Origin of the sequence: Caballeronia sp. S22, from assembly GCF_964261745.1 — a bacterium.
Lineage (GTDB): Bacteria > Pseudomonadota > Gammaproteobacteria > Burkholderiales > Burkholderiaceae > Caballeronia > Caballeronia jiangsuensis.
Genome location: NZ_OZ180035.1, coordinates 716,330 through 731,299, shown reverse-complemented (window position 1 = coordinate 731,299; position 14,970 = coordinate 716,330). Strand labels below are relative to the sequence as shown.

19 protein-coding genes, 1 pseudogene and 1 riboswitch are annotated in these 14,970 nt (G+C 64.0%); of the genes and pseudogenes, 11 read left to right on the top strand and 9 right to left on the bottom strand.

Annotation, left to right across the window (positions count from 1 at the left end; genetic code table 11):
• Window positions 1-13: 13 nt before the first annotated feature.
• Complete coding sequence (locus ACEN42_RS03485; RefSeq protein ID WP_187606000.1) at window positions 14-526, top strand: flavin reductase family protein; 513 nt, start codon at window positions 14-16, stop codon at window positions 524-526.
• A gap of 4 nt (window positions 527-530) precedes the next feature.
• On the opposite strand, the gene ACEN42_RS03480 is transcribed toward ACEN42_RS03485, so the two are convergent.
• Window positions 531-1,034: an Lrp/AsnC family transcriptional regulator gene (locus ACEN42_RS03480; RefSeq protein ID WP_035500753.1), complete on the bottom strand. Its 504-nt coding sequence runs from the start codon at window positions 1,032-1,034 to the stop codon at window positions 531-533.
• 133 nt (window positions 1,035-1,167) lie between these two features.
• Between ACEN42_RS03480 and kynB the strand changes: the two genes are divergently transcribed.
• From kynB to kynA, 3 genes are read left to right on the top strand one after another with little or no spacing between them, the layout of a single operon-like run.
• Window positions 1,168-1,794 (top strand): arylformamidase, encoded by a 627-nt coding sequence (gene kynB / locus ACEN42_RS03475; RefSeq protein ID WP_371880633.1) that lies wholly within the window; start codon window positions 1,168-1,170, stop codon window positions 1,792-1,794.
• 26 nt (window positions 1,795-1,820) lie between these two features.
• Window positions 1,821-3,071 carry a kynureninase gene (gene kynU / locus ACEN42_RS03470; protein WP_371880632.1) on the top strand — a complete coding sequence of 417 codons (1,251 nt, stop codon included), beginning with the start codon at window positions 1,821-1,823 and terminating at the stop codon, window positions 3,069-3,071.
• A gap of 13 nt (window positions 3,072-3,084) precedes the next feature.
• Entirely contained in the window at window positions 3,085-3,960 is an 876-nt protein-coding gene (kynA, locus tag ACEN42_RS03465) for a tryptophan 2,3-dioxygenase (RefSeq protein ID WP_250484097.1), read from the top strand.
• Between the two features lie 4 nt (window positions 3,961-3,964).
• On the opposite strand, the gene ACEN42_RS03460 is transcribed toward kynA, so the two are convergent.
• Window positions 3,965-4,765 carry an IclR family transcriptional regulator gene (locus tag ACEN42_RS03460; protein ID WP_187606004.1) on the bottom strand — a complete coding sequence of 267 codons (801 nt, stop codon included), beginning with the start codon at window positions 4,763-4,765 and terminating at the stop codon, window positions 3,965-3,967.
• 147 nt (window positions 4,766-4,912) lie between these two features.
• Here ACEN42_RS03460 and ACEN42_RS03455 point away from each other — a divergent pair, with 147 nt between their 5' ends.
• From ACEN42_RS03455 to ACEN42_RS03440, 4 genes are all read left to right on the top strand, one after another.
• Window positions 4,913-6,103, top strand: coding sequence for an acyl-CoA dehydrogenase (locus ACEN42_RS03455; RefSeq protein WP_238212737.1), 1,191 nt, complete (start codon window positions 4,913-4,915; stop codon window positions 6,101-6,103).
• Between the two features lie 256 nt (window positions 6,104-6,359).
• On the top strand, window positions 6,360-6,662 hold the full coding sequence (locus ACEN42_RS03450) for a YqjD family protein (protein ID WP_035500744.1): 303 nt from the start codon (window positions 6,360-6,362) through the stop codon (window positions 6,660-6,662).
• A gap of 181 nt (window positions 6,663-6,843) precedes the next feature.
• Window positions 6,844-7,224 (top strand): phage holin family protein, encoded by a 381-nt coding sequence (locus ACEN42_RS03445; protein ID WP_187606005.1) that lies wholly within the window; start codon window positions 6,844-6,846, stop codon window positions 7,222-7,224.
• Between the two features lie 21 nt (window positions 7,225-7,245).
• Window positions 7,246-7,743 (top strand): DUF3318 domain-containing protein, encoded by a 498-nt coding sequence (locus tag ACEN42_RS03440; RefSeq protein ID WP_250484098.1) that lies wholly within the window; start codon window positions 7,246-7,248, stop codon window positions 7,741-7,743.
• A 9-nt stretch (window positions 7,744-7,752) separates the two neighbouring features.
• On the opposite strand, the pseudogene ACEN42_RS03435 reads toward ACEN42_RS03440, so the two are convergent.
• From ACEN42_RS03435 to glyA, 7 genes and pseudogenes are all read right to left on the bottom strand, one after another.
• A pseudogene (locus ACEN42_RS03435) lies at window positions 7,753-8,206 on the bottom strand (type IV pilin protein).
• Window positions 8,207-8,215: 9 nt separating this feature from the next.
• Window positions 8,216-8,701, bottom strand: coding sequence for a hypothetical protein (locus ACEN42_RS03430; RefSeq protein ID WP_371880631.1), 486 nt, complete (start codon window positions 8,699-8,701; stop codon window positions 8,216-8,218).
• Window positions 8,698-9,486 carry a PilW family protein gene (locus tag ACEN42_RS03425; protein ID WP_371880630.1) on the bottom strand — a complete coding sequence of 263 codons (789 nt, stop codon included), beginning with the start codon at window positions 9,484-9,486 and terminating at the stop codon, window positions 8,698-8,700. The genes ACEN42_RS03430 and ACEN42_RS03425 overlap by 4 nt, the downstream gene beginning before the upstream one ends.
• Complete coding sequence (locus tag ACEN42_RS03420; protein WP_371880629.1) at window positions 9,483-9,866, bottom strand: prepilin-type N-terminal cleavage/methylation domain-containing protein; 384 nt, start codon at window positions 9,864-9,866, stop codon at window positions 9,483-9,485. The genes ACEN42_RS03425 and ACEN42_RS03420 overlap by 4 nt, the downstream gene beginning before the upstream one ends.
• A complete protein-coding gene (locus ACEN42_RS03415; protein WP_371880628.1) occupies window positions 9,863-10,411 on the bottom strand; it encodes a GspH/FimT family pseudopilin in 549 nt (182 codons plus the stop codon). The genes ACEN42_RS03420 and ACEN42_RS03415 overlap by 4 nt, the downstream gene beginning before the upstream one ends.
• Window positions 10,412-10,570: 159 nt before the next feature.
• Entirely contained in the window at window positions 10,571-11,053 is a 483-nt protein-coding gene (gene nrdR, locus ACEN42_RS03410) for a transcriptional regulator NrdR (protein ID WP_035500727.1), read from the bottom strand.
• Between the two features lie 18 nt (window positions 11,054-11,071).
• Complete coding sequence (gene glyA / locus ACEN42_RS03405) at window positions 11,072-12,319, bottom strand: serine hydroxymethyltransferase (protein WP_371880627.1); 1,248 nt, start codon at window positions 12,317-12,319, stop codon at window positions 11,072-11,074.
• A 166-nt stretch (window positions 12,320-12,485) separates the two neighbouring features.
• A riboswitch (ZMP/ZTP riboswitch) is annotated at window positions 12,486-12,584 on the bottom strand.
• A 194-nt stretch (window positions 12,585-12,778) separates the two neighbouring features.
• Between glyA and ACEN42_RS03400 the strand changes: the two genes are divergently transcribed.
• The 3 genes from ACEN42_RS03400 to tolQ all read left to right on the top strand — a co-directional run bounded on the left by ACEN42_RS03400 (window position 12,779) and on the right by tolQ (window position 14,957).
• The gene (locus tag ACEN42_RS03400) at window positions 12,779-13,525 is read left to right on the top strand and encodes an SDR family NAD(P)-dependent oxidoreductase (protein ID WP_238212746.1); all 747 of its coding nucleotides are present in this window, start codon (window positions 12,779-12,781) and stop codon (window positions 13,523-13,525) included.
• 127 nt (window positions 13,526-13,652) lie between these two features.
• Window positions 13,653-14,114: a tol-pal system-associated acyl-CoA thioesterase gene (ybgC, locus tag ACEN42_RS03395; RefSeq protein ID WP_371880626.1), complete on the top strand. Its 462-nt coding sequence runs from the start codon at window positions 13,653-13,655 to the stop codon at window positions 14,112-14,114.
• A 165-nt stretch (window positions 14,115-14,279) separates the two neighbouring features.
• Window positions 14,280-14,957 carry a protein TolQ gene (gene tolQ, locus ACEN42_RS03390; protein WP_061121284.1) on the top strand — a complete coding sequence of 226 codons (678 nt, stop codon included), beginning with the start codon at window positions 14,280-14,282 and terminating at the stop codon, window positions 14,955-14,957.
• Window positions 14,958-14,970: the final 13 nt, after the last annotated feature.

Below are 14,970 nucleotides of genomic sequence, written 5' to 3'. Positions count from 1 at the left end.
GCTCATCTGCCAAATGACACGCGCCAAAAGCCCTAATTTCGACCCGACCGCGTTTCGCGCCGCGCTCGGCCAGTTCGCGACCGGCGTCACGGTCATCACAACGCGCACCGAGTCCGGCCAGTTGATCGGCATCACCGCGAGTTCGTTCAACTCGGTATCGCTCAATCCGCCACTCGTGTTGTGGAGCCTCGCGACGAAATCGGCGTCGATGCCGGTATTCCGCGCGAACAGCCACTACGTGGTGAACGTGCTCGCGTCGTCGCAACTCGACCTGTGCCGGCGTTTCGCCACGGTCAAGGGTGACCGATTCGCGGGCGTCTCGCACGCCGCCGGCGACACCGGCATGCCGGTGCTCGACGGCGCGCTCGCGTGGTTCGAATGCCACAACCGCAGCCGCTACGACGAAGGCGATCACGTGATTTTCGTCGGCGAAGTGGAGCGATGCGGCGTGCGCGAAGACGCGACGCAAACGGCGCCGCTCGTCTTCCACGCGGGCGGCTTCCACACGCTGGGAACGCTGGAATAAACGCTCAGGGCGTGTGCGGGCGTCCCGGCTGCTCGATCAGCGCGACCGGCACGCCCGCGTCGTCTTTCATCGTCTGAAGCACGATGTTCGAGCGGATGTCGATTACGCCGGGCGCCTTGTATAGCTTCGACAGAATAAAGTCGGAGTAATGCTTGAGGTTGTGCGCGAGCACGCGCAGCACGTAATGCGTGTCGCCGGTGACGACGAACGCGCCGACCACTTCCGGCCATTCGCGCACGGCTGCCGCGAACTTCTCGTGCCAGTTTTCCTGGTCGTTGCGCATCGAGACATGGACGAACGCCTCCAGTTCGATGCCGAGCCGCTCGCGGTCGAGGCACGCGCGATAGCTCGCGATCACCCCTTCCTCTTCCAGCAGCCGCATTCGGCGCAAGCACGCTGACGGCGAGAGCGAAATGCGCTCCGCCAGGTCCAGGTTACTGATCCGTCCATCTTCCTGCAGTACCGCCAGAATTCGGCAATCTGTTGCATCGAGCGTGAAGCCGGTCATTTTTGAGTCCCCTAGCCCGTTTCATCGAATTATGTTCTAAGCGCGCCACTTTTGGGTGGTTATTTCGCAAGCACGTTTCGAGATAACGCGACTATGATTTGACGCATCTTCACAAATTCTGCTAGGGCGCGTCATGACGCTTCTGGACATTTCTCCGCCGATCGACACCGCCACGCCCGTCTGGCCGGGCGACACGCCGGTCGGCATCGAGCGCGTGTGGCGCATGGAGGCGGGCTCGCCGGTCAATGTCGCGCGTCTCACGCTCTCGCCGCACACCGGCGCGCATGCCGACGCGCCGCTTCACTATGACGAGCACGGCAAGCCGATCGGCGCAGTCGCGCTCGATACGTACATCGGCGAGTGCCGCGTTCTGCACTGCATCGGTGCTTCGCCGCTCGTCACGCCCGATCACGTCGCCGCGCATCTCGACGGCATTCCGCCGCGCGTGCTGCTTCGCACGTATGCGAACGCGCCGCTCGACGCGTGGGACAGCGCCTTCGCCGCCATCGCGCCGGAAACCATCGACTTGCTGGCCGAGAAAGGCGTGAAGCTCATCGGCATCGACACGCCCTCGCTCGATCCGCAAGACTCGAAGACGATGGACGCGCACAAGCGCATCCGCGCTCACGGCATGGCGATCCTCGAAGGCCTCGTGCTCGACGCCGTCGCGCCCGGCGATTACGAACTGATCGCGCTGCCGCTCAAATTCTCGACGCTCGATGCGAGTCCGGTTCGGGCCGTCCTGCGTCCGCTTTCCTGATGATCTTCAAATATATGGACTTTTCGATGAAACATCGTGACGAAGCAGCGGCGCTCGACCGCGACGATCCGCTCGCCGGCCTGCGCGACCAGTTCGCATTGGTCGACGGCGTGATCTATCTCGATGGCAATTCGCTCGGCGTGCCGCCCAAAGCGTCCGCCGCGCGCGCCGCCGACGTGATCGCCGCCGAATGGGGCGAAGGCCTGATCCGAAGCTGGAACACGGCCGGCTGGTTCGCGCTGCCCAAGCGTCTCGGCAACAAACTCGCACCGCTGATCGGCGCGGGCGAAGACGAAGTGGTCGTGACGGACACGATTTCCGCGAATCTTTTCAAGATTCTGTCGGCCGCGCTCAAGCTCGCGAACGAGCGCGATCCGAAGCGGCGCGTGATCGTCTCCGAACGTTCGAACTTTCCGACCGATCTGTACATCGCGCAGGGTTTGATCGAGCAGCTCGATCGCGGTTACGAGCTGCGTCTCGTCGACGATCCCGCGGAATTGCCTGCCGCAATCGACGAAAACACCGCGATCGCGATGATCACGCACGTCAACTACCGCACCGGCTACATGCACGACATGGCCGCGCTCACGCAGACGATTCATCGCGCGGGCGCGCTCGCCGTCTGGGATCTGGCGCATTCGGCGGGCGCGGTGCAGGTCGATCTGAACGGCGTCGGCGCGGACTACGCGGTGGGTTGCACGTACAAATATCTGAACGGCGGACCGGGCTCGCCCGCGTTCGTGTGGGTGCCGAAGCGTCATCAGAACGCGTTCTCGCAGCCGCTTTCGGGTTGGTGGGGGCACAAGAAGCCGTTCGAGATGAACCCGGTGTATCGCCCGGACGACGGCATCGGCCGCTTTCTTTGCGGCACGCAGCCGATCGTGTCGATGTCGCTCGTCGAATGCGGGCTCGACGTGTTCCTGCAAACGGACATGCAGACGCTGCGCCGCAAGTCGCTCGCGTTGAGCGATCTGTTCATCAGACTGGTCGAGGAACGCTGCGGCGAATTCCCGCTCTCGCTCGCGACGCCGCGCGAACACGCGCAACGCGGCTCGCAGGCGAGCTTCGAGCATCCGAACGGCTATGAGGTGATGCAGGCGCTGATCGCGCGCGGCGTGATCGGCGATTATCGCGAGCCGCGCATCCTGCGCTTCGGCTTCACGCCGCTCTACACGCGCTTCGTCGATGTGTGGGACGCCGTCGAAGTCCTGCGCGACGTGCTCGCGACCGAAAGCTGGCGCGCGCCCGAGTTCGCCGAGCGCGCATCGGTGACCTGAGAGGAACGTCGATATGAGTAATTCACAAGGTTGCCCTTTCGGACACGGCGCACCGGCCGCCACGCAGGAAAAAGGCTGGCACGACGCCAAGCTCGATTTCTCCGATTCGATGAGCTATGGCGACTACCTCGGCCTCGATTCGATTCTCAACGCGCAGCATCCGCTCTCGCCGGATCACAACGAGATGCTGTTCATCGTGCAGCATCAGACGAGCGAGTTGTGGATGAAGCTCGCGCTCTACGAGTTGCGCGCGGCGCTGGCGGCCGTGCATCGCGACGAACTGCCGCCCGCGTTCAAAATGCTCGCGCGCGTGTCGCGCATCTTCGAGCAACTGGTGCAGGCGTGGAACGTCCTCGCAACGATGACGCCCTCCGAATACACCGCGATGCGCCCGTATCTCGGGCAGTCGTCGGGATTTCAGTCGCATCAGTATCGGCAGATCGAGTTCATGCTCGGCAACAAGAATGCGCAGATGCTCAAGCCGCATGAGCATCGCCCGGAAATTCTCGAACAGGTGCGCGAGACGCTCGAAGCGCCCTCCTTCTACGACGAAGTGATCCGCCTGCTCGCCCGGCGCGGCTTCGAGATCGATCCGGCGCGGCTGAATCGCGACTGGTCGCAGCCGACGACGCACGATCCTTCCGTCGAGGCGGCGTGGCTCGCGGTGTATCGCGATCCGTCGCATCACTGGGACTTGTACGAGATGGCCGAAGAGCTCGTCGATCTGGAAGACGCGTTCCGGCAATGGCGCTTCCGGCATGTGACGACGGTCGAGCGCATCATCGGCTTCAAGGGCGGCACGGGCGGCACGGCGGGCGCGTCTTATCTGCGCAAGATGCTCGATGTCGTGCTGTTTCCGGAGCTTTGGCACGTCCGCACGGTGCTTTGAAGCTTCAGGCGAGACGCGCGGCCAGCGCCTTCAGCCTCGGGCCGATCGTCTCGCGAAAATACGCCTCGTCCATCGACGACGCCGGCCCGCTGCTCGACAGCACGAGCCAGCGTCCGTTGCGCAGATCGCGAAACGGCGCGGCGATGGCGTTGACGTCGTCGTGCCAGTCGCGGAACGAATAGCAGCAGCCGTCGCGCGCGAAATCCTCGATTGCGCGGCGGGCGGCATCGACCTTTGCCTCGCCTTCGTTTTTCCCGAGTTCGTCGAACAGCGCCTCGCGCGCCGCCGGTTCCTGCACGGCGAGATACGCGCGGCCCATCGAACTCGTGAGCATCGACAGGCGCGAGCCAGGCGCAAGCCCGAGCGTCAGCGCCGTCTCGCTGCGGATGGTTTCGAGATAGATCATGTCGAGCCCGTCGCGGCAGCCGAGCGATACCGCCGCGCCGATCTCCCGCGCGAGCGCGCGCATGTGCGGGCGGGCGAGTTCGAGCGTGTCGGCGCCCGCGAGCAACGTGAATCCGAGCGACAGCACGCCCGTGTCGAGCGCGTATTTGCCCGCGGGTTCGTCGAAGCGCAGATAGCCGAGCGTCGTCAGCGTGTAGGCGAGACGGTTCACCGTCGCCTTCGGCAAACCGGTGCGATCGACGAAATCGCGATTGCCCAACAGCGACTCGCCCGGGCGGAACGCGCGCAGCAAATCGAGCCCGCGCGCGAGTGCGACGACGAACTTGCGCTCGTCGATCTCTTCGGACGATAAATGGCGCGATGAAATCGACGCTGAATTTCGGTTGGAATCGGCTGGCATCGGGTGATAAACTCCAAACTGGATTTGCAAAACATTGTTTCGCTTAGCGGAACTCATGTCAAGCGCCCCGCGCGCCGGCGGAACGGACAGACCTGCATGGATCCCGACACGCTCCCGGCGCTTTTCGATGAAATCAGGAGATAGCACATGGCCGACGCCGCCCGATTCAACTGGGAAGACCCGCTCTTGCTGGATCAGCAACTGACCGAAGACGAACGCATGGTGCGCGACGCCGCGCGCGCTTACGCGCAGGACAAGCTACAGCCGCGCGTGATGCAGGCGTTTCGCGAGGAAAAGACCGATCCGGCGATCTTCCGTGAAATGGGCGAACTGGGTCTGCTCGGACCGACGATCCCCGAGCAATACGGCGGTCCGGGCCTCAACTACGTGTGCTACGGCCTGATCGCGCGCGAAGTCGAACGTGTGGATTCGGGTTATCGCTCGATGATGTCGGTGCAATCGTCGCTCGTGATGGTGCCGATCAACACATTCGGCAGCGAGGCGCAGAAGGAAAAATATCTGCCGAAGCTCGCACGCGGCGAATGGATCGGCTGCTTCGGCCTCACCGAGCCGAACGCGGGTTCCGATCCGGCCAGCATGACGACGCGCGCGAAGAAAGTGCAGAACGGCTTTTCGCTGTCCGGCACGAAGATGTGGATTTCGAACTCGCCGATCGCGGACGTGTTCGTCGTCTGGGCGAAGCTGGAGGAAGACGGCCGCGACGAAATTCGCGGCTTTATCCTCGAAAAAGGCTGGAAGGGTTTGTCGGCGCCGGCGATTCACGGCAAGGTCGGCTTGCGCGCGTCGATCACCGGCGAAATCGTGATGGACGAAGTGTTCGTCCCCGAAGAGAACATCCTGCCGGACGTGCGCGGGCTCAAGGGTCCGTTCACCTGCCTGAACTCGGCGCGTTACGGTATTTCGTGGGGCGCGCTCGGCGCGGCCGAAGCGTGCTGGCACATGGCGCGGCAATACACGTTGGATCGCAAGCAGTTCGGCCGGCCGCTCGCGGCGAACCAGTTGATTCAGAAGAAACTCGCCGACATGCAGACGGAAATCACGCTCGGCCTGCAAGGCGTGCTGCGCCTCGGCCGGATGAAGGACGAAGGCACTGCGGCTGTCGAGATCACGTCGATCATGAAGCGCAATTCATGCGGCAAGGCGCTCGATATCGCCCGGCTCGCGCGCGACATGCTCGGCGGCAACGGCATCTCCGATGAATTCGGCGTCGCGCGTCACCTCGTGAATCTCGAAGTGGTCAACACGTATGAAGGCACGCACGATATTCACGCGCTGATTCTCGGCCGCGCACAGACGGGCATTCAGGCGTTCTTCTGAACGAGCGTAGTTCGCAATCGGGAAGGGCCGGCGCGGTTGCGTCGGCCCTTTTGCTTTTCGTCGTTTGTAACTTTCGATTCGCGCCTGAAACTTTTACGGGTCAGATCGTATCCATTCCAGACGATGTCCATGCATCGTCGAGGCGCGAGCGACTGGAACGGAACCTGCGTAAATCCACGCGGCAGGATGCACGCCTCCTCGTCAGCGATCCCATCTTTGGTTACGATGCCCGTAGCCTTACCGATTGGAGCCTTTTATGTCAGAAATTAACAAGGAGCGATTCATGTCGGATATCAAATCTGTACTCGCTGACGCCGAAGATCTCTTGAAGCAAGCAGCTACCGCCACCGGTGAACGCGCTTCCGAATTGCGCGAGACAGCCCTTACCCGCCTGAAGCAAGCGAAGGAAAAAGCCGCGGACGCACAGGTCGTGGTGATCGAACGAGGCAAGAAGGCCGCGCGCGCCACCGACGATTACGTGCACGAGCATCCGTGGGCGTCCATCGGCATTGCGGCGGGACTCGGCATGGTGATCGGGCTTCTGATCAACCGCAAATAAAGCCGTCTTGCCGGGTCAATGGCCCGCGGATTGCTAACCCGCTTCTTGTCGCGGTCCCCGCTGGACTGAACCGCGAGCGCCCTGCCCGGGCGCGCGGCTCGACACTCGCACCGGCCGGCCGCTTCACGCGCCGACCGGACCCACAAAAAAGCGGCACCAACGCGCTCCTCGCATTCAAGCCATGACGACCGATCGGCCCACGCAGCAATCGTCCCCCGGACCGCTGCGACGAATTCTGAGCTCCGCCTTCGCCATCTTCGAGACGCGCCTTGAACTCATCGGCATCGAGCTTCAGGAGGAAAAGGAGCGGCTCATCGGCGTGCTTTTCCTCGGGCTCGCCGCCATGATGCTCGCGATGATGGCGCTCATATCTCTCACGGTGCTGATCGCCATCTTCTTCTGGGACACCTATCGCTGGCAGGCGCTCGGCGGCATCACCCTTCTGTATGCGCTGATTGCAATCGCATGCGGTCTGCGCGCGCGCAGCAATCTGCTCGATGCGCCGAACATGTTCGACGACACGCTCGCCGAATTCCGCAAAGACCGCGACACGTTCCGCTGATCTCCGCGCCCGACATAAGCCATGAGCCAAAACGACGACACCTTCAGAGCGCCCAAGCGCGACAAGATGCAGAAACTGCGCACGCCGCACATGCGCGCGCTGCGCAAGGAACTGCTGATCGCCCGTGCGGATGTCGAACGCATGGAAATGCGGCAAGCCACACTTGACCTCCGCGCGTCGGTCACGCACTTCAGTTTCCTGCGCTTTCTGATGCCGGGCGGCGGCGCGCGCCGGTGGGGCAAGCGCCGTGCGTCTCCGGGCGGTATCGGCGGCATCATCAGTTCGCTGCTCGGCTCGGGCAATATCGGCGTGCTGCTCAAGCAGTATCCGATCGTCGGCTCGGTCGCCTCGCTCGTGCTCACCAAGCCGGTGCGAACGAAGCTGCTGCGCAGCGCGAAGCCCGTGCTCAAATGGGGCGGCCTCGCGCTCGCCGGATGGGAAGGCTGGCGCATCTATCAGCAGATGAAGACCGCCACGCCCGACGCGCCCAGCGACGCCGCCGATCCCACCGTGTTCTGACATCGGCAATCAGCCCTTTCCCGCCCAGCACGTCGCCGACTGCGCCGCATCGAGCGGATCGGTCGTGCCCGGCGTGTGATTCCAGCGTAGTCCGGTGGCGTCGATGACGAAGGCGCCGCAGCCGTCCTCGTACATCGGGCCCGCCGCGATGGGCACGGCCTCGACCGCGTAGCCGCCGTTCGTCGACGATTCCGGCAGCACGGCGACGCCGATACACCGGTGCGCCATTCGAAGGCGCCTGATCGAGTCCTGCGCTCAGCGTGATGGCATCGACACTCTCCGATGTCTGCGCGAGCCGCGCCGTTTCGACGAACTGAACGGCCCGCGTCAACGCCGACGCGGCATCGACGCGATGCGCCTTCGCCACATGCGTCCGATACGCGGGAACGGCGAAAGTCGCGATGATCGCCGCGACGGCCAGCGCAATCATCAATTCAAGCAGGCTGAAGCCTTTCTCTTTCATGTCGATCCTTCAAAACGGCCGGGCGACGACGCGCCGCCAGTGACTTGTGCTCGTGCCGTCCGCAACCTCGATCCGAAGCTGTAGCCAGGCTTCGGAATCGGGCGTCGCGCCGAAACCGCGCGCGGTGATCAGATAGGACGTGGCCGTCCATGCTTCGATCAGGCACTGCGGCGCGCGGCGCGCGTACGGCCATGAGGCGAACGGCGCGATTGCGGCGGCGGAAGGTCCTTCGAACGATGTCTTCATGCGCCATCGCGATGGTTCGTCGTTCGGCGAGGGACTCGTCGCGGGCAACGCGAGCGCCAGCATCCGGCTGCATCGGATGAGCGCGCTGTCCGCTGCATGGAAGGCCTGCACGCGCTCGCGCGTCGCGACGGCCGCGCGTGTCGCCACGAGCGATGCCTGGAGCCAGGCGCTTGCGGTGACCAGCATCATCGCGGCGAGAACCAGGACGATCGGCAACGTGGCGCCGCTTGAACGTGAACGGCGCTTCACGGCGCGTCTCCGGATGCGCTCGCCGGCGCATTGCGAATCGCGACGCGCCGCCAGAATGTCTGGCGCGCGCGGCCGTCGTCGGCGAAAGCGGGCGCGCCGGTGCAATCGACGTAATTCGTTCTGCGCTTCGTCTGCGTGGCGAAACCGCGCACGAGCACGCAAATGTCGGCGGCGTAGGCATCGCGCCAGCGCTCGCGCGCGACCGCCGACGCGTCCAGCGCCGATGGCGAGCCCGTCAGCCAGTACATCACCCGAAGCCGCTCGATTCCTTCGACGACGGGTTGCGCCTGCCTGCCGCCGCCCTCGCAGTAAAGCTCGGGTTCGCCGGACGAACTGCTGGCCTTCGCGTAGAAGCGGTTCGTGACGAAAGCATCGGCCACGGTCTGGCCGATGCAATCCGTCGGCACGCCGCCGCTTGACGCCCACGTGGACACGACGTCGGCGGAATAGCGGATCTGCACGCCATCTGAACGGCTCGCAAGCGCTTCGCACGAGGCAGCCGTATCCGCGCCGACGACGCGGCCTTGCGCGCAACCGAAGATCGGTGCGTCGGCGTTGGGGCCAAGGTTCGATGCAAATCCCGCCATCTGGATCTGCTGGCCGAGCATGTCGAGCGCGATCGATCCGGCGTCATGGATGCGCGCGGCGTCAGTGGCGCGCTCGAACGCGACGCGCTGCGCCCGATAAAGCGCCAACGACGCGCTCACGATCACAATGCCGAGCGCGAGCGCGATCGTCATCTCCAGCAGCGTATGGCCGCGCGATCCGAAGAGGCGTGGAGTCATCGCGCGAACGCCACCGAAATGCACGACGTGAGCGGCCTGGCGAGCGGTTCGGGACACGGATCGGACCGGTCGTCGGCGCGCCAGCTCACCGTGGCGATGTGCACGCCGTCGGCGCGATCGAACACCGCGACGTCGCCTGCCGGCAGCATCGACGACGCCCTCGCCTGCCATTGCGGCACGATAGCCGCGCGGTCCGCATCGCCGCGCACGCCCTCCGCGACCGAATCCGCGATGAGCGCCGCGCGTTCCCGCAGCAGCGCCGCACGCTCGCCGCGCGCCAGTGCGCTCTGCACCGCGACCAGCCCGAGCGCGGTCACGGCCGTGAGCGCAAGCGCGATCATCACTTCGATCAGCGAGTCGCCGCATTGCGCGCGCTTCATGCCGCCGCTCCGCAACCGCCCGGCGTCATGCGCGCCCGGCCGCCTGCCGCGAGCCGTATGCATCGGCGCGACGCGGAATTCGCGGCGGAATCGGCGCCGCGCGGAGCGAAATCGAAGCTGCGAAATCCGCCGATCACCTGCCCGGCGGGCGGCGTGAAAGACAGTTCGGTCGATGTCGCGGCGACTGCAACCGACGTCATCGCCGGCTGCATGCGCAGAAGCGTCGAAACGCCGTCGCGATCCACGAACACGCCCCATCCGCACGACCAGTCCGTGACGCCGGCCTCGCAGCTTCGTCCCGCCGCGAGGCAATGACGCGACGCGTCGATCCGGCATAGCGTGACGCGCGCGCCGCGCCTGACCGATTCGGCACGCGCAAGCGAAAGCGTGGAAAAAAGCGAGCGCGCCCGCGCATCGACCTGATCGCGCACCTGCCACGCGACGAACGACGGCGCGGCGAACATCGCGAGGATCGCCATGATGGCGAGCACCACGCACAGTTCGACGAGCGTGAAACCTTGGTTTGAAGCGTTGAACATCTGCATTCCTCATCGATCTGATCGGGCCGAAAGACGCAATCTAGCGAGAAGGAATGCGCGCCGCCATTAGCCGAATGGCCGAGTGTTCACGCGATCCGATGCCCGGCACACTGCGCGAGCGAAGTGCAGGAATTCAGGCTTGGGAGAGAAACGATGCGGAAAGGATCAGCGCTTGCGCGAAGTCGATTTCTTCGGCGCGGCACGCCGGAATTCATCGAGCACGTCTTCGAATTCGGAGACGTCTTCGAAACGCTTGTAGACGGAGGCGAAACGCACGTAGGCGATGGTATCGAGCTGTCGCAACTCGTTCATCACGAGTTCGCCGAGACGTTCGCTCTGCACTTCGCGCTCGCCGCTGCCGAGCAACTGATACTCGATGCGGGACGCGGCGGCGTCGATCGCGTCGGCTGCGACCGGGCGCTTTCTCAGCGCAAGCTGCATGCTCGCGACGATCTTGCGACGGTCGAACTCGGTGCGGCTGCCGTCCTTCTTGACGACGGACGGCAGCGCCAGTTCGACACGCTCATACGTTGTGAAGCGCTTGTCGCACGAGGGACAGCGCCTGCGCCGCCGAATGGCCGCGCCATCCTCCGACACGCGAGAATCCACGACCTGGGTATCTTCGTGTCGGCAGAATGGGCAGCGCATCGGCGTTGGGCTCGCGAATTAACGGTAGACCGGGAAACGCTTGGTCAGATCGGCCACTTGCGCGCGCACGCGCTCGATGGTCGCCTGGTCTTCCGGATTGTCGAGCACGTCGGCGATCAGGTTGCCCACGGTCTCCGCTTCCTTCACGCCGAAGCCGCGCGTGGTCATCGCCGGCGAGCCGAGTCGCACGCCGCTCGTGACGAACGGCTTTTCCGGATCGTTCGGAATGGCGTTCTTGTTGACCGTGATGTGCGCGGCACCGAGTGCGGCTTCGGCGGCCTTGCCGGTGATCTTCTTGGCGCGCAAATCGACGAGCATCACGTGGCTTTCAGTGCGGCCCGACACGATGCGCAGACCGCGTTTCACCAGCGTTTCGGCCAGCACGCGCGCGTTATCGATCACGGCTTGCTGATACGTCTTGAACTCCGGCGACAGCGCTTCCTTGAACGCGACGGCCTTCGCAGCGATCACGTGCATGAGCGGTCCGCCCTGAATGCCCGGGAAAATTGCCGAGTTGATCTGCTTCTCGAACTCGGCCTTCATCAGGATCACGCCGCCGCGCGGGCCGCGCAGGCTCTTGTGCGTAGTCGTGGTGACGAAGTCCGCGTGCGGCACCGGGTTCGGATACACGCCCGCTGCGACGAGACCTGCGTAGTGCGCCATGTCGACCATGAAGTAAGCGCCGACACTCTTCGCGATCTTCGAAAGACGCTCGAAGTCGATCTTCAGCGCAAACGCCGACGCGCCCGCGACGATCAGCTTCGGCTTGTGTTCCTTGGCGAGCGCTTCGGTCTTTTCGTAGTCGATGTCTTCGGCTTCGTTCAGGCCGTAGCTCACCACGCTGAACCACTTGCCCGACATGTTGACCGGCGAGCCGTGCGTGAGGTGACCGCCTTCGGCGAGGCTCATGCCCATGATCGTGTCGCCCGGCTTGAGCACGGCGAAGAACACGCCCTGATTGGCTTGCGAGCCGGAATTCGGCTGCACGTTCGCCGCTTCGGCGCCGAAGAGCTGCTTCACGCGGTCGATCGCGAGCTGCTCGACGATGTCCACATATTCGCAGCCGCCGTAATAGCGCTTGCCCGGATAACCTTCGGCGTATTTGTTCGTGAGTTGCGAGCCCTGCGCGGCCATCACGGCCGGGCTCGTGTAGTTTTCCGACGCGATCAGCTCGATGTGATCTTCCTGGCGACGGTTTTCCTGCTCGATCGCCTTGAGCAATTCGGGATCGACATTGGCGAGGGTACTTTCGGCTCTGTCAAACATACGTTTTCCGTGAGTTCAAAACAGGTTGACCGGATCGCGCGTGCGCCACGTTTGATGCAGACGCAAAAGACGCTGGAAACCGATGGAGTCCAGGCGCGACGGATAGAGGATGAATCCGGTTTCGCGGAACGGACAGCCACCGGCAACGCAACGACGGCGTGCGGATCTCAGCTGCCCAGGCGAACGGCAAAACGACGCTCCGCGCTTCCTGGTGGGTCGCTCCACCTTGAATCCGAAGATTCTATCGCCAGTCACGCGGGGTTTGAGCGTTGTAGTTTAATGGGCGGGCAGGCTTTAGGCAACCGGCTTCCGGCGCGATCCGGCATGCCTGCAACCACGCTTAAAGCACGATCGTTCGCGCTCGCGATTGCTTGCCGCGCCGCATCAATGGAAGTACCCTTTGCGCCGTCGCCGGATGTGCTCCGGCTTTACTCATTTCACCCCATTCGGAGTCCGCTCATGATCGTTTTCGTCACCGGCGCGTCGGCCGGATTCGGCGCTGCCATCGCCCGCACTTTCGTGAAGGGCGGCCATCGCGTGATCGCTGCCGCGCGTCGCAAGGAGCGCCTGGTCGCGCTGTCGAACGAACTCGGCGACGCGCTCCTGCCGGTCGAACTCGACGTGCGCGATGAAGATGGGGTCCGCAACGCCATCGCCTCGCTGCCCGAGGCGTTCGCCCAGATCGACGTGCTCGTGAACAACGCCGGCCTCGCGCTCGGTCTCGAACCCGCGCAGCGCGCGAACCTCGACGACTGGAAAGGCATGATCGAGACGAACTGCACGGGACTCGTCACCGTCACGCATGCGATCCTCCCCGGCATGATCGAGCGCAATCGCGGGCATGTGTTCAATATGGGATCGGTGGCCGGCACGTATCCGTATATCGGCGGGAACGTGTACGGCGCGACCAAGGCGTTCGTGCGGCAGTTCAGCCTGAACCTGCGTTCCGACGTCGCCGGCACCGCCCTGCGCGTGACCGACATCGAACCGGGGCTCGTGGGCGGCACCGAATTTTCCAACGTGCGCTTCAAGGGCGACGACACCAAGGCGGCGACCGTATACAAGGACGTGCAGGCGCTGACGCCCGAAGATATCGCCGATGCGATCTACTGGATCGCCACGCGTCCGGCGCACGTGAATATCAATGCAATCGAGATGATGCCGGTCGCGCAGACGTTCGCACCGTTGCAAATTCACCGCGGCTGATTCGGGTATATGCCCAAGGTTTTGGCAGTCGTGCTTCCGGTTCCGGTAAAATGCCGCCGATGAATATTTGTCAAAAAGCGAGCCGGAGCGGGCCGATCAGCCTCCGCGCGAGCGGAGCGGCGCAAAGGTGAGTGATTCGTTGACTTTCGATTGGCCGGTTCGGGTGTACTACGAGGACACCGACGCCGGCGGCATCGTCTTCTACGCGAACTACCTGAAGTTCTTCGAACGGGCGCGCACCGAATGGCTGCGCGCGTGCGGCATCGACCAGCAGCGTCTCGCAGAGTCGAACGGCATCGTGTTCGTCGTGCGACGCACGTCCGTCGAATACGCGTCGCCGGCGCGTCTGGATGACGTCATTCGCGTCGTGAGCCGCATCGAGCGGCTCGGGCGTGCATCGGTGGATTTTCATCAGGAAGCGTGGCGCGACGGCGTGCTGCTCGCGAGCGGCGACATTCGCGTCGCTTCGGTGGATCGTGCGTCGATTCGTCCGGCCGCCATTCCCGACGGCGTGCTCGACGGGTTGAAGCGCGGCCCAAACGCCGCTCCCGTCATCGCGTCATGCGGCACGAATCCGGATCGGGCCTGAACGATGAACGCATCGCACCCCGAAGCGAACCAGGGCATCGGTAACAGAGGAAGCACTAACGAGCATGAGCCGGTCAAGGCACGGCTTTCGTTTGATTCACATCCCTTTCACGAAAGCATGATGCTTTGAGCGGACGCCCCTTGCGGGACGTAACAGCGGACCTTTATGAACAATACACAAGACCTGTCGATCATTTCTCTCGTCATTCACGCGAGCCTGCTCGCGCAGGCGGTGATGGCGCTGCTGCTGTTGCTGTCGCTGCTGTCGTGGACCTTCATCTTTCGCAAGTGGTTCGCGATTCGTCGCGCGCGCGCGCAAACCGAGCGTTTCGAGCGCGATTTCTGGTCGGGCGGCGACCTGCAGGCGCTGTATCAGAGCGCGGCGAATAATCGCCACACCATCGGTGCGCTGGAGCGTATCTTCGAATCCGGCATGCGCGAATTTCTGAAGGGCAAGGAGCGCCGCATCACCGATCCGGGCGCGATCCTCGACGGCTCCCGCCGCGCGATGCGCGCCGCGTTTCAGCGCGAAATGGACGTGCTCGAGGCGAATCTCGCGTTTCTCGCGTCGGTCGGCTCGGTGAGTCCGTATATCGGTCTGTTCGGCACCGTCTGGGGCATCATGAATTCGTTCCGCGGACTCGCCAACGTGCAGCAGGCGACGCTCGCGAACGTGGCGCCGGGCATCGCCGAGGCGCTCGTCGCGACCGCGATCGGCCTCTTCGCCGCGATTCCGGCCGTGGTCGCATACAACCGTTACGCGCACGATATCGACCGTCTGGCGATCCGCTTCGAAACCTTCATCGAAGAGTTCTCGAACATTCTGCAGCGTCAGGCGCACTAAGCAAGGAGTCCGC